This window comes from Paenibacillus sp. J31TS4 (assembly GCF_018403265.1).
Classification (GTDB): Bacteria; Bacillota; Bacilli; order Paenibacillales; family NBRC-103111; genus J31TS4.
The window spans coordinates 1,568,178-1,582,345 of record NZ_BOSI01000001.1; the positions used below are offsets into that span (position 1 = coordinate 1,568,178).

Annotated in this window: 12 protein-coding genes and 1 tRNA gene; 3 read left to right on the forward strand and 10 right to left on the reverse strand. The window is 56.5% G+C overall.

Annotated elements, in window-relative coordinates; all coding sequences use genetic code 11:
- Nucleotides 1-55 precede the first annotated feature (55 nt).
- On the forward strand, nt 56-1,264 hold the full coding sequence (locus KJS47_RS07275; protein ID WP_213524039.1) for an MFS transporter: 1,209 nt from the start codon (nt 56-58) through the stop codon (nt 1,262-1,264).
- Nucleotides 1,265-1,487: 223 nt separating this feature from the next.
- Here the strand turns inward: KJS47_RS07275 and KJS47_RS07280 are convergent, their stop codons facing one another.
- From KJS47_RS07280 to nrdR, 3 genes are all read right to left on the reverse strand, one after another.
- A complete protein-coding gene (locus tag KJS47_RS07280; protein ID WP_213524041.1) occupies nt 1,488-3,272 on the reverse strand; it encodes a GmrSD restriction endonuclease domain-containing protein in 1,785 nt (594 codons plus the stop codon).
- A 1,409-nt stretch (nt 3,273-4,681) separates the two neighbouring features.
- Nucleotides 4,682-4,757: transfer RNA gene (locus tag KJS47_RS07285), tRNA-Ala, on the reverse strand.
- A 69-nt stretch (nt 4,758-4,826) separates the two neighbouring features.
- Nucleotides 4,827-5,303 (reverse strand): transcriptional regulator NrdR, encoded by a 477-nt coding sequence (gene nrdR, locus KJS47_RS07290; protein ID WP_213524043.1) that lies wholly within the window; start codon nt 5,301-5,303, stop codon nt 4,827-4,829.
- 119 nt (nt 5,304-5,422) lie between these two features.
- On the opposite strand from nrdR, the gene KJS47_RS07295 reads away from it, so the two are divergent.
- On the forward strand, nt 5,423-5,641 hold the full coding sequence (locus KJS47_RS07295; protein WP_213524045.1) for an alpha/beta-type small acid-soluble spore protein: 219 nt from the start codon (nt 5,423-5,425) through the stop codon (nt 5,639-5,641).
- A gap of 87 nt (nt 5,642-5,728) precedes the next feature.
- Here KJS47_RS07295 and KJS47_RS07300 read toward each other — a convergent pair whose 3' ends face one another.
- The 5 genes from KJS47_RS07300 to polA all read right to left on the reverse strand — a co-directional run bounded on the left by KJS47_RS07300 (nt 5,729) and on the right by polA (nt 11,684).
- Nucleotides 5,729-6,310: a lytic transglycosylase domain-containing protein gene (locus tag KJS47_RS07300; RefSeq protein ID WP_213524046.1), complete on the reverse strand. Its 582-nt coding sequence runs from the start codon at nt 6,308-6,310 to the stop codon at nt 5,729-5,731.
- Nucleotides 6,307-6,903 carry a dephospho-CoA kinase gene (gene coaE / locus KJS47_RS07305; protein WP_213524047.1) on the reverse strand — a complete coding sequence of 199 codons (597 nt, stop codon included), beginning with the start codon at nt 6,901-6,903 and terminating at the stop codon, nt 6,307-6,309. Before coaE ends, KJS47_RS07300 begins: the two co-directional genes overlap by 4 nt.
- A gap of 125 nt (nt 6,904-7,028) precedes the next feature.
- The gene (locus tag KJS47_RS07310) at nt 7,029-7,742 is read right to left on the reverse strand and encodes an MntP/YtaF family protein (protein WP_213524048.1); all 714 of its coding nucleotides are present in this window, start codon (nt 7,740-7,742) and stop codon (nt 7,029-7,031) included.
- A 269-nt stretch (nt 7,743-8,011) separates the two neighbouring features.
- Nucleotides 8,012-8,941, reverse strand: a complete 930-nt coding sequence (mutM, locus tag KJS47_RS07315; RefSeq protein ID WP_213524049.1) for a DNA-formamidopyrimidine glycosylase — start codon at nt 8,939-8,941, stop codon at nt 8,012-8,014.
- A 76-nt stretch (nt 8,942-9,017) separates the two neighbouring features.
- Complete coding sequence (gene polA, locus KJS47_RS07320) at nt 9,018-11,684, reverse strand: DNA polymerase I (protein ID WP_213524050.1); 2,667 nt, start codon at nt 11,682-11,684, stop codon at nt 9,018-9,020.
- A 128-nt stretch (nt 11,685-11,812) separates the two neighbouring features.
- Here polA and KJS47_RS07325 point away from each other — a divergent pair, with 128 nt between their 5' ends.
- Entirely contained in the window at nt 11,813-12,553 is a 741-nt protein-coding gene (locus KJS47_RS07325) for an HAD family hydrolase (RefSeq protein WP_213524052.1), read from the forward strand.
- Between the two features lie 96 nt (nt 12,554-12,649).
- Here the strand turns inward: KJS47_RS07325 and KJS47_RS07330 are convergent, their stop codons facing one another.
- Together KJS47_RS07330 and KJS47_RS07335 are read right to left on the reverse strand one after the other, a co-directional pair.
- Nucleotides 12,650-13,171, reverse strand: coding sequence for a DinB family protein (locus KJS47_RS07330; protein ID WP_213524054.1), 522 nt, complete (start codon nt 13,169-13,171; stop codon nt 12,650-12,652).
- A gap of 145 nt (nt 13,172-13,316) precedes the next feature.
- Nucleotides 13,317-14,150, reverse strand: a complete 834-nt coding sequence (locus KJS47_RS07335) for a CheR family methyltransferase (protein ID WP_213524056.1) — start codon at nt 14,148-14,150, stop codon at nt 13,317-13,319.
- Nucleotides 14,151-14,168 lie beyond the last annotated feature (18 nt).

Genomic DNA, 14,168 nt, shown 5'->3' on the forward strand with positions numbered 1-14,168 from the left:
AATAAAGAAACTTAACTATAATGCATTCCAATAGAACAGAAGGGATTGGTAAACAATGAAAACGAACGCATTCTTGATCTATATTCTCGCTATCGGCGTATTCCTTACTGCTACATCTGAGTTAGTTGTATCTGGCATTTTACCCCAGATCGCGAGTGGCGTAAATATCTCCTTAGCTGCTGCCGGACAATTAATTACCGTTTATTCCCTGTCCTTTGCCATTGCTACTCCGCTTCTAATCATGATGACGAGCCGTGTGAATCGGAAGTCACTGCTCGTTGGTTCGCTAGCGGTTTTTATCGCCGGAAACGCAATGTCTGCCTTTAGTACAAACGTCGTGACATTAATGGTTTCCCGCATGCTGCTCGGAGCAAGCTCAGGCATATTCCTCGTCGTTTCACTAGGCATCGCCGCAAAACTCGTACCAGCCGAAATGCTTGGTCGTTCCATCGGAACCATTATTTTGGGCTTCAGCAGCGCGCTGATCCTGGGTGTACCGCTTGGCATTGCGATAGCCGACTGGATGAATTGGCAGGCCGTCTTTCTAATGCTGGGCGGGCTTAGCGTCCTAGTCGGTACCGGAATTCTACGTCTCTTGCCTACTGTGGAAGGTGATGACCCGGTTCCATTCTCACACCAGTTGAAGCAGGTAGGGAGCGCGGTTATCCTTACCGCCTTATTCATTTCGTTGTTCCGTGAAGGAGGAAACTCCGTATTCTTAACATACATTTCGCCTTACTTACAGCAATTACTAGGCTTCGGAATATCGGATGTTGCCTTCCTAATGCTTGCTCTCGGCTTCATCGGCGCATTCTCCTCTCAGCTCGGAGGAAGCTTGGTTGACCGGTGGGGGTCTTCGCGCACGCTCGGAACCTGCCTAGTCATTCATCTGCTTACTTTGGCGCTGCTGCCCCTCTTGTCGTTCTCGACCCTGCTCTCGGTCGGAATGATCGCAATCATGTTCAGCGCATTGTTTGCCTCCGGTCCAGCCATACAGAGTTTTATGATTCAGCAAGCGCCTAAGTCCGCCAACTTCGTCCTAAGCTTGAATACTTCGGTTATCCATCTCGGTATTGCCGGAGGTGCGGGAGCGGGAGGATATTTGGTAATTGGAACGGGTACGCTGCAGCATCATCCTTGGCTTGCGGCTTCGCTTCTTACACTCGGCCTAACAGCCGCACAGCTCAGCTTTGCGCTGAGCCGGAGGAAAAAGAGAGACATGGTGATCCATTCGGAAAAGGGGCCTCTAAACGCCACAAAGTGAAGCTTATTCTTTGAGGCCCATTCCGATTCCTTAGCGGGGACCTCGCCCGTTCTTGGCCGTACCGTCCGCATCCCCTATCTCCACATAACAAAAAACGTGACCTCATGCGGTCACGTTCTTGATGGTGGAGGGGGATTGAACCCCTGACCTCATCGCTGTCAGCGGTGCACTCCCCCATGTAAGTTAATTGAACTACCATCAAAGAACAATCAACTTTGTGATATTATAAAAACTTTGCGAAAAATGCAGGCATACTTTCAGGTGAAACAGGTACCGGATCATTACTAGCACCAGATCGAGTAAAGTAACCATCACCGAAAAAAACTGCTCCATTATCACATACAATTTTTAGAATTATTACAGATTTAGAGTAATAATTTACCATGCGTATTTTTGAACCCAATTGCCTTTTATAATGCTCAGACATCGGCATAATATTAATAGCATTTTTGAAAATTTCATAATAACGATCATAATTTCCATTCATGAATTCTTGAACTTCGCCATCAATCCCGGTAATGTAGAAGGAACCTACTTTCCGATAATCACTTTGATACCTGTCACTTATTTGTTTTGCATCATCGAGATTATCAGCAACACCTACAAGAATGTATCCCACAGCATTCTTGCCCAAGTTGGCCATAGCTGAAAGAGTTTTGAATATTTTTCTTATTAGCTCATCATTCCGTACTCCTGTCGATAGAGTAAAGATTCCTTGCTTAAAATCATACTGACTATTTTCAGTACGCGACTGTTTAAGTAACGTTTCCAGTTCAGTTGTATAAGAATAATACATTGGATCTCCGTCAGTCCGATTTACAAAATGTGGACTAAGTACAGCAGCTGTGGCGGAAATCAAGTCAGTTTTCTCCTTACTAGCCCACCAACCACCGCCTCCAGATATACTCATGGTCCTGCTTCCTATGTTCTCCAGCTTATTATACAGCGCATCATAGTCTAATATTTTTTTCTCTTGTCGTACTAATAATTCATACATCGACAAAAATAAGACTTGAAAATACCTTGGAGCCTTATATATCCGCGGTCCAACCATTTGGCCAATAATTGTTTTGGGTCGATTATAAAAAGTCTTTTTAATCTCATCAAGTACATATAGGAATTGATCTAATAATCTTTCTGGATTTGTCGCTAAAATCGCATCTTCTATTCTTTGTCCTCTAAGTTCCGAATCTACATTGCGAAATCCATAATATTCATCCAAGACACTTACATTCGAAGGAGGAATTGGATTCAAGACCATAGCAGCCAGGATATCTGCTACTTGTTCTTCATCCATTGACTGTCGTAAATCCTCTTTGTTAATAATATTTTCTTTTACCCAAAATACAGAGTCCGCATTAATTCCAATGTCACTATTTTCTTGGTTTATACTTATCTCTTGCATCTGTGAAAGTAGTAATAAATCGTCGTGCGATACATCACTGCGGATTTGGTAAGATAACAATCGTACAAGTTGGGCAAATTCACTCGTAGCACCTGCTTGCCTGATTTCTTGACGAGACAAATGTTGCCCATTGGAGTTAATTCTACGGAATACTTCGTCTATAACATTAGGATTGCTTTCATTGTAAATTGAATAGGGTAATTCATAACTCACTATTTTAACACATACTGAACGGTCAAGTATCGGCTTCTTTTGTGTTAATATTCCCTTATCCAATAGGTCTTTGGTCAAAGCTGTCGAGGACAGATCAAAATAACATCCATTATCTAAAGGATACTCATTTTCAATAAAAGAAAATATGGCATTTAGCCTCTGCATACCATCGATTATTTCATTTCTTACATTGTCTTTATATGTACTGATTGAAAACAAAAAAAGAGGAACAGGATATCCATTTGCCAATGAATCAATAAATGCCCTTTTCTCCGAGACACCCCAAACTAATTTCCTTTGGTATCTTCGATTAACCAAGTAAAGATTGTTTCGATAATCTTCGTATGAACGCTCAACGACCTTACCATTAATTGTAGGTTGACTAGCCATTTTCCTCACCTCGAAAATGTATATTCCCAATTTTACCATATAAATTAAAACTCAGAAATAAATATAAAAAAGTGTCATCTATTCCATTTACTTGGAGTGTATATGGCGCTTAGGGGGATGTATGAATCTTCATTATATAGCTGACTCAGACTATTCGACGAAACCAAGACTTAGCGGAAGATTCAGACGCCGTACTCCTCCACTCGAAGCATGGCTTCGCAGCCTGACCTCTCGTTCCGTCCGTGCGGACGAACCTCGGGGTTCGAAGCATCCCCCGCCCACCAAAAAGAAAAAACCTCGACCTAACACGGTCAAGGTTTTTTACATTTGGTGGAGCCTATGGGATGTATGAATCTTCATTATATTGCTGACGCAGACTATTCGACGTGGCCACCCCCTAGAGGAAGATTCAGACGCCGTATTCGCACCCCACAAAGTGAAGCTGCCCTATGAAGCCCATCCCGATTACTTTGCGGGGACCCCGCATAACCACGCATGTCCCTGGGTCAACCGTTCCGTCCGTGCGGACGAACCTCGGGGTTCGAAGCATCCCCTTAGCTCCACATAACAAAAAAATTGACCTCATGCGGTCACGTTCTTGATGGTGAAGCCTAGGGGGATGTATGAATCTTCATTATAATGCTGACGCAGACTATTCGATGTGGCCAACCCCATAGCGGAAGATTCAGACGCCGTATTCGCACCCCACAAAGTGAAGCTTACTCTTTGAAGCCTATTCCGATTACTTTGCGGGGACCCCGCATAACCACGCATGTCCCTGGGTCAACCGTTCCATCCGTGCGGACCAACCTCGGGGTTCGAAGCATCCCCTAGCTCCACCATCAAGAACGTGACCTCATGCGGTCACGTTCTTGATGGTGGAGCCTAGGGGGATGTATGAATCTTCATTATAATGCTGACGCAGACTATTCGATGTGGCCAACCCCATAGCGGAAGATTCAGACGCCGTATTCGCACCCCACAAAGTGAAGCTGCCCTATGAAGCCCATCCCGATTACTTTGCGGGGACCCCGCCCGTTCTTGGCCCTCCCGTTCCGTCCGTGCGGACGAACCTCGGGGGTCGAAGCATCCCCTAGCTCCACATAACAAAAAACGTGACCTCATGCGGTCACGTTCTTGATGGTGGAGCCTAGGGGGATGTATGAATCTTCATTAAATAGCTGACGCAGCCTATTCGACGCCGCCAACCCCATAGCGGAAGATTCAGACGCCGTATTCGCACCCCACAAAGTGAAGATTTACTCTTTGAAGCCTATTCCGATTACTTTGCGGGGACCCCGCCCGTTCTTGGCCCTCCCGTTCCGTCCGTGCGGACGAACCTCGGGGTTCGAAACATCCCACTAGCTCCACATAACAAAAAACGTGACCTCATGCGGTCACGTTCTTGATGGTGGAGCCTAGGGGGATCGAACCCCTGACCTCATCGCTGCCAGCGATGCGCTCTCCCAGCTGAGCTAAGGCCCCGTTGCAACAAGATAAATATTATCACGTGATGCGGGGCCTGTCAACAGGTCCATTTCATTTTTCAGCAAGCTACCTCTCTTGCCCCTCCTCCTGGTTTTTCATCAGAATTTGGGTCAGCTCCTTCATGAACATGTTGATGTCTTTGAACTGCCGATAGACCGATGCGAACCGGACATACGCGACCTCATCGACAGGATAGAGCTGGTTCATCAGAATCTCTCCGATCTCGCGGCTCTCGACCTCTGACTGGGCCGTGTTGCGGATCTGCATCTCAACCTCGCTCACCATCCCTTCGAGCGTCTCGACGGAGACTGGGCGCTTCTCGCAGGCGCGGATCAACCCGCGGAGAATCTTCTCGCGGTTGAACTCCTCGCGGCTGCCGTCTTTCTTGATGACGACCAGCGGCGTTTCCTCCACCATCTCGAACGTCGTGAAGCGGCGCGCGCACTTCTCGCACTCGCGTCGGCGGCGGATCGATTTGTTCTCATTCGCGGACCGGGAGTCCAGCACCTTGGTGCCGGCATGGTCGCAATACGGGCATTTCATCGTGGTTCCCTCCCTCTCTTGCAGGCTTTGCCGCCGTTCGGAATACCCAATCGTTACCTGTTATGATCCCCGGAATACGGAACATAATAGAGTTACCAACCGACAAGGAGGTGAACAACATGGGTGCAGGACAATCCCGCAGCAGCAACGTACTGGTCGTTCCTCAAGCTAATCAAGCTCTGGATCAGCTGAAATACGAGGTAGCTCAAGAACTGGGGATTCAAATTCCTCAAGACGGTTACTACGGTAACATGGCTACTCGTGACACTGGTGCGATTGGTGGACACATCACTCGCCGTCTGGTGCAAATCGCTGAACAACAACTGGCTGGCAAATAATGATTCCTTCTTCCGGAATCGGAAGCATCCGAGCGGCTTTCACCAGCCGGCGGATGCTTCTTTTATATAGAGCTCCGTCCCCGCTGCCTACCGGCCGTCCGCATAGATCGACAGATACTTCTTATAATAATAATCCACCTTGCCTACGTAGCGCCGCGTTTCATTGAACGGAATCCGGTCGACATCCTGCAGCGTGCCGTCCCAGATGCCGGCATCCCGCCATTTGAGCACATTGCCCTGCCCCGCATTGTAGGCGGCCAGTATCTCGAACCGATTCTGGTTGAAACGCTCGGCCAGAAAATCCACGTACTGCGTTCCCACCCGAATATTGATGTGGGGATCGTTCAAGTCTTCTACCCGGTACGTGGACTTGAGCCCTTCTTTCTCAAGCAGCCACTCCGCCGTTTCCGGCATGAGCTGCATGAGCCCGATCGCTCCCTTGCGGGATTCGGTGGCGGGATTGTAGTTGCTCTCCACCCGGATGATAGCGGCGACGAGATACGGATCCACGCCGTATTTTTCGGCATACTGCTCAATCTCTTCCCGATAGGCGATCGGATAGATGAGCTTGCCGATCCAGGTGCTCTTATAGAACAGGACGACCATCACCAGCACAAAAGGCAGCAAAACCAAAAGCAAGCGGCGCCGGCGTTTCGTCGGTTTCTTCATGCAGGCCCCTTCTCCTTCACAAACGCCTCCACCTGCCGCTCGGTGTCGCTCCGGTCACCGCTGTTGTCGATCACGGCGTCCGCCAGCTCCCGCTTGCGCTCGATTGGCATTTGGGCTGCCAGGCGGAGCTCAGCCTGCTCCCGCGTCAACCCGTCGCGGGCCATCAAGCGCTCGAGCTGCTTGTCCGGCGGAACGGCGACGACAAGCACTTCGTCGAACATTGCCTGCAGCCCCGATTCGAACAGGAGCGGCACATCGACGATAACGAGCCGGTCGGGCTGTTGCTTCTCGGCTTCCTCCATTCTCTTTCTCATCGTGGCGCGGATCTCGGGGTGCAAGAGCCCTTCCAGCCGCTTGCGCGCCGCCTCGTCCGCAAAGACGATCTCTCCCAGTCTCTTGCGGTTGAGAGAGCCGTCCGGATGCAGCACATCCTGCCCAAAGGCAGCCGCCACCTCCTGAAGAAGCGGCGTCCCCGGCTCGACCACCTCCCGGGCAATCCGGTCGGCGTCAATCAGAATGGCGCCCCGCTCGACCAGCATCTCGGCTACGGTCGATTTGCCGCAGGCAATGCCACCGGTCAATCCAATCTTCATCGCGGTCCCACACTTTCTTAACTAGTCATTTATGCAAACGGGCGGCTGCAGGCAGCCGCGCTGGAGAGTAACCCTTACCTATCGATCGTCTCTGCCAGGCCGGATCGAATGGCCGGGCAGCCGCCTCACATCCACTTAAGCAGCCCCATCACGATCAGGACGCAGCCGGGCAGCAGCGACAGCCGCTTCATCCAGCGGACGTCCGCGAACCGCAGTCCGATCTGCAGCCCGCTCGCGAGGAACAGCGCAGCGAACGTCGTAATCACCGCAGACGTGAGCAAGGGGGCGAAGCCGAGCAGCGCGGCGCCCAGCCCGGCGCCGAATGCGTCGAGCGACAGCGCGAGCCCGAGGAACCCCGCCTCGGAAGCTGAAATGTTGCCCGAGCGGTCCGCGTCGGCCGCCGATGGCGTTAGGAGGATCTGGACGACGAGGCCGAGCCGCTTGATCTCGACGCGCAGGATCGATCGGTCCTCCGCTAGACCTTGGACCGGACTAGCGAGCGGAGCCGCCGACAGACCGCTCCCGGTGGCCGCAACCGACGCCCGGTCTTCTTCCGCAGCCTCTACATCCTCCCGCTGGGTCAGCGTCTGGTACACCGTCCACAGCCCGATCGCCATAAGCAGGCTGGCGCCTATCCGGCGAGCGGTCTCAGCCGAGACGTAGCCCGATAGCCAGGTGCCGATCTGCATGGCGAGCAGAATCACGGTTCCCGACAGGAGCGCGATGATCAGCAGCGAGACGAGCGGGATGCGGATCTTCCGGAGTCCGTACATGACGCCGACGCCAAAGCCGTCCAGACTGACGGCAAAAGCCAACAGCACGAGCGATACGAGATGCATGACACTACCTCCCGCCTGTGCGCCCCCGTCCTCCCTAAGGATCGCATGGGCTGCACGAATGTCTATCCCATCCTATGGGGATAGGAGACCATTCGTGACGAAGCAGGAAGGGACATGCAGAAGACAAGCTGCACCGGCAGCTTGGCCTCTCATTTCCGATTCAATCAAGGCGTAGGCAGCATGCTGAGCGCAGGCCCTTTGGCTGCTGCCCAAAAGGGAGCGAATCACCGGGAACACGCCAGGAGGGGATCCCTGTCAACGGCTGCCCTCTACTCTCCCTGCGTAGGGGAACCCGAGGGCGCCGCATTCCCGCGCGGACGCCTGCCGGCCGAAGCGGCGTTGCGAGGCCCCGCAGGCCGGCCGGGAATGCGCTTCAGCTTCTGGCAGGAGGGGCAGAAGTGCGTCCCTCTGCCGCCCAGCACGGTCTTGAGGATGGCACCGCCGCAGCGGGGACACGGCTGGTCCTTGCGGCCATAGGCATTCAGCTGCTGCTGGAACATGCCCATTTCCCCTTGTCCGTTCACGTACGACTTGATGGAGGACCCGCCTGCGTCGACGGCCTCCTGCAGCGTTGTGACGATGGCCTCGTGCAGCCGGAGAAGCTCCGGCTTCGTGAGGGAGCATGCCTCGCGCTCCGGATGGAGCCCGGCCGCGAACAAGGCCTCGTCGGCATAGATGTTGCCGATGCCGACGATGACCTCCTGATTGAGCAGGAGCGGCTTGATCTTGGTGGTCCGGCCGCCGATCGCCTTGCGGAACGCTTCGAACGTGAACGCCGGGTCAAGGGGCTCCAGTCCAAGCTTATGCAGCGGGGGCTGAACAAATTCCTCTCCCGGCGCGAATAGGTGCATGGTGCCGAACTGACGGACGTCACGGTACCGCAATTCGGTGCCGTCATCGAAATGAAAGACGACGTGCGTATGCTTCTCGACCGGCTCGTCCTTCCGGTAAAGGCCGTAACGGCCCTCCATGCGCAGATGCGAGACCAGGACCAGGTCATCGAGAAGAAAACGGAGGAACTTGCCCCTCCGTTCGATCCCCCGGATTGTCTGGCCCTGCAGCAGTGCGGCAAAGACGGCCGGGTCGTCCGGCCGCTGAATGATGCGCGGCAAATGTACGCTGACATTCGTTATATGTTTGTCCGTCACCAGCTGATTCAAGGTGCGGACGACGGTTTCGACTTCAGGCAATTCTGGCATGGCTTAGTCACTCCTGATGCTTTAGAGAATCCTCTTAAGCATACCGTAACCTCAAGGGGATTGCCATACCGTGGTGCTATTTGGCTTCGTACCAGTTGGCGCCGTAGCTGACGTCCGCCCTGAGGGGAACGTCGAGCGGCAGCGCGGAGGCCATGAGCTCCGGCACCAGCTTCTGCATCAGCTCGAGCTCCTCCTTCGGCACCTCGAAAACCAATTCGTCATGCACCTGCAGGAGCATACGGCTGCGCAGCTTGTCGCGCTTCAGCCGCTCGGCGATCTTGACCATCGCGAGCTTGATGATGTCGGCGGCCGTCCCCTGGATCGGCGTGTTCATCGCCGTTCTCTCGGCGAACGACCGCAGGTTGAAGTTCGAGGCGTTGATATCCGGCAGGTACCGGCGACGGTTGAGCAGCGTCGTCACGTATCCGTCCTGACGGGCCTTGAGCACGATATCGTCCATGTACTTGCGGACGCCGCGGAAGATAGAGAAGTACTGCTCGATGAACAGAGCGGCTTCCTTCCGGGTGATGTCGAGGTTCTGGGACAGGCCGTAATCGCTGATGCCGTACACGATGCCGAAGTTAACGGCCTTGGCCGAGCGGCGCATGTTGGCGTCGACCTCCGCTTCGGAGACGCCGAAGACGTCCATCGCGGTCTTCGTATGGATGTCCATGTCCTCGTGGAACGCCTCCATCAGCCGCTCATCCTGCGAAATGTGCGCGAGCACCCGCAGTTCGATCTGCGAATAGTCCGCCGCCAGGATCGACCAGCCCGGCTCGGACGGCACGAACACCTTACGGATCTTGCGCCCTTCCTCGAGCCGGATAGGGATGTTCTGCAGGTTCGGATACTGGCTGCTGAGCCGGCCTGTAGCGGCAATCGTCTGCCTGTAGTAGGTGTGAATCTTGCCGGTTTCCGGCCGCACCTCCTTCAGCAGACCCTCGATGTACGTCGACTGCAGCTTCGCCAGCTGGCGGAAGGTAAGCAGATCCGCGACGATCTCGTGCCGCGGCGCCAGCTTCTCGAGCACCTCGGCATCCGTCGAATAGCCGGTCTTGGTCTTCTTGACGACCGGCAGCTGAAGCCGGTCGAACAGCACCTCGCCGAGCTGCTTGGGCGAATTGATGTTGAACTCGCCGCCGGCGAGCGAATAGATCCGCTCGACGACGACGCCGATGCGCTCCTGCAGCTCTACGCCGAGCGCCTTGAGCTCGTCCGCGTTGCAGCGGATGCCCTGCTTCTCCATATCGGCGAGCACGTTGGACAGCGGCAGCTCGACCTCCCGCAGCAGCGAGAGCATCTCGTTGTCCGCAAGCTCCGCCTCCAGCACCGGCGCGAGGCGAGCAGCGGCGGCAGCCTTGCGGACCAGATGCTCGGCGAGCACGTCGTCCGCCGGCACCTTGAACCGCGCGCCTTTGCCGAACACGCTCTCGTCCTCGGCGAGAGCCGGCAGCCCGTGCTTCGCCGTCACCGCGGCGAGCGAATGGCTCGCCTCCGTCGGATCGAGCAGATACGCGGCCAGGTGGACGTCGAACGCGGCTCCGCCGAGCTCGATGCCCTGCCAGGCGAGCGCCACCTCGGCGCGGTGGGCGTCGTAGAGCGTCTTGGCTACGCCCGGATCGGCGAGCCAGCGGCGCAGCGGCGCGGCGGCGTCCGCCCGCAGCATGCCGACCGGCACGTAATAGCCGGTCGCCGCCTCGGCGTCGAACATGGAGACGCCCAGCACATCCGCCAGATGCGGATTGTCGCCGACCGCCTCGACATGAACGCCGGCGATGTGTGGCAGCCGGCCGACCAGCGCTGCCAGCTCCTCTTCTCCGCTAACGGCGACGACCTCCAGCTTCTCAGCCTCGGCCCCCTCCTCCCCGCCGGTCTCCGCTCCGCCGAAGTCCATCTTCTCGAGCAGCGATTTGAACTCCAGCTTCTGGAACATCGCCTTGAGCGACTGGCCGTCGTAGCCGTCGTACTTGAGCTCGTCCCAAGACAGCTCGGCGGGCACGTCCCGGATGATGGTCGCGAGCTGCTTGCTCATCCGCGCGTCCTGCTCGTGCTCGCGCACCTTTTCGCCCAGCTTGCCCTTGATCTTGTCCGCATGCTCCAGCACCTGTTCCACCGAGCCGTGCTCATGGAGCAGCTTGAGCGCCGTCTTCTCGCCTACACCCGGGATGCCGGGAATGTTGTCCGAGGCGTCTCCCATCAGCCCCTTCAGGTCGATGATCTGCTCCGGCTTCAGTCCGTACGTCTCCTCGATGTGCGCCGGGGTGAACCGCTCGACCTCGCTGATGCCCTTGCGCGTCAGCAGCACGGTAACGTGCTCGGAGGCAAGCTGCAGCATGTCCTTGTCTCCCGTCACGACGAGCACATCCCGCTTGCCCTCGTCCGCGAGGCGCGTCAGCGTGCCGATGATGTCGTCCGCCTCATAACCGGGCAGCTCGTACTGCGCGATGCCGAACGAGCGCAGCAGCTCCTTGATGAGCGGGAACTGCTCGGACAGCTCGGACGGCGTTTTCGCCCGGCCTCCCTTGTAATCCTGGTACTCCTGATGCCGGAACACGACCTTGCCCGCGTCGAACGCGACCAGGAAGTGGCTCGGCTGCTCGTCCTCCAGCAGCTTGAGCAGCATCGTCGTAAAGCCGTACACCGCATTCGTATGCAGCCCGCCCGAGTTGCTGAGCAGCGGCAGGGCGTAGAACGCCCGGTTCGCTATACTGTTGCCGTCGATCACTATCAATTTGTCGCTCATGCACGCACCTCATTTTTTCATCTCTAAGAGCATCATAGCATACGGAAGCGGCAGGATAAAATGCGTTCGCGCAGCATAAAGTGGGATAAAACCGGAGGGATTCCGCCCCTCCCGGAAGGAGTGGCAGCTTGAAGCGGCTCTACACCCCCGACGCCAAAAAAGTTCTCTTCCTGGACATGAACCAGACACTGCTCGATCCCGTCCAGACGTTCCGCGACAGCTTCGCGGATGTGCTGAAGGAGTACACAGCCCGTTGGGACGGGGAGGGATTCTCCCCGGAGCGTCTCGTGGACGCGTATACCGCGGAATGGAAAAAAAGGAGCCCCAAGGCGGGTGGCGTCCTGCTCCGCGAGCGGCTTCGCCGGCAGTGCCTCAAGCTGGCGCTCCAGCCGCTGCCGATGCCGGTGAGCGAACGGTTCGCCGAGGCGTTCCTGCAGAAGGTCAAGGAGCGCGGCAACGAAGCGCCCCGGCTATATCCGGGCGTCCGGGACACACTTGAGACGCTCGCCAAGCGATACCGGCTCGGTATCATCTCGAACGGCCGGCGCGAGCGGCAGGAGCGGCATCTGAAGCTGCTCGGTCTCGACCGATGGATCTCGCCGGGCGGACTGTTCACTTCCGCCCGCAAGGAGACGCGCAAGCCGGCACCGTATCTATTCCGGCTCGCTCTCGAGAGAATGAACGCCGAGCCGGGAGAAGCGCTCATGGTGGGCAATTCGTGGGCCCACGACGTAGTCGGGGCGGTCCGCGTCGGCATGGATGCGGTCTGGCTGCGGGCCGATCACCCCGGCAAGCCGGCGTTCCGCAAGCTGGGCACCCGGAAGGTAGCCGTCATCCGGCGGTTCGAGGAGCTCAAGCAGCTTTGCTGAGCCGCTCGCCCGCCGCCGGAAGTCCCCCCCGCGCAAGAAGGCCCCTCTCCCGCCCATGGGAAAGGGGCCTTCTTGCGCCTGCGGTCGTTCTCCCGGTCAGGACATGCCTAGATACCGCGTACGGAGAATCGCCTGGTGATGCCGTTCATGCCCGGCAATAATCCGGGCGAGCGCTCGGACCGAATGCGGATGGCCGCTCGCGGTGCCGATGCGCGCCCAGGCGTCCGCGGGCAGGATGCCGAGCAGAGACAGCGTCGCCTCCCGGACGATTCGCAGCTCTTCGCAGAGCCGGCTGAGCGTCAGCCGCCCTGCCTCCGCGTGGCGAACGAACAGCTCCTCCTCGAAGCCGGGGAGCGGCGTTTCGTCTCCCCGCGCAATGCGAAGCAGGCGGTACGCCATAATGCGTTCGGTGTCCGCTATATGCAAGACGACCTCCTTCAGCGTCCATTTGCCAGGAGCGTAGGCATAGCCTTCCTGCTCCTGCGTGACGGCTTCGAGCAGGGCGAGCGTCTCCTCCAGCTGCTCGCGGAGGATCGTCTGGATGTCGCCCTCCGGCACCAGCGCCAAATACGGCGCGAAATAGTCGGGATATTCTCCCGCCTCCAGTCGGTTATTCATACGGTTCGTCTCCTTCCTCCTTGGTCAGGGGCAGGCGCCTTCCGGCCGGACAAGCCCTCTGCCGCTTCCTCCATTATACAAGACGGGGCCGTTCCTCAGACATCCCTGGCTTTCTCCGCTTACGTAGGAAGCGCCTGTCTTCGCCTCAGCGCAGCTTGCGGTACAGCTTCTCCTGCCCGCTCCATGGCTCGTAGCAGTCCTCGTGCTTCGAGAAACGGATCGACTCCTTGTCTCCGAGGATAAGGAAGCCGAGCAGAGGCAAGCTTTGGTAGAACAGATCGTGAACCCGGTCCTGCAGGCTTTGGCTGAAGTAAATGAGGACATTGCGGCAAAAAATGACGTGAAATTCGTTGAACGACGTGTCCGTCGCTAGATTATGCTCGGAGAAGACGAGCTGGCGGCCCAAAAACGGGGCGAACGTCACCGTATCGTCCTCGATCTCGCAATAGGAGGCAAAATCCCCCTGTCCGCCCGCCTCCCGGTAATGCCGGGCGTATTCCGACAGCTTGCGGAGCGGGAACGTGCCCCGCCTCGCCCGCGTGAGCGACGCCTCGCTAATGTCTGTCGCATAGATATGCGTCTTGTCCAGCACCCCCTCCTCCCACAGCAGGATTGCCATGGAATAGACCTCCTCCCCCGTCGCACAGCCGGCATGCCAGATGCGGACGGACGGATAGGTATGCAGAAGGGGCACCACCGTTTCCCGGATCGCGCGGAAGAGATCCGGATCCCGAAACATCGTGGTGACGCCTACGAGCAGATTGCCGAGAAACGTCTTCATCTCTTCGGGATCGTGCAGAATCTTCTCGAGCAGGGCGGTTATGCTGCGGGTCCCCGTCGCCTGCAAGTGGCTCTGGACGCGCCGGGAGACAGACGCCCTTTCATATTCGCGCAGGTCGTATCCGTACACCCGGCGAATGCCTTCCATCAGCAGGTCCAGCTCGACGGCTTCCCGCTCTTCTTTGGGCTTGCCCCGCATAACGCTCCAGGTCCCTCC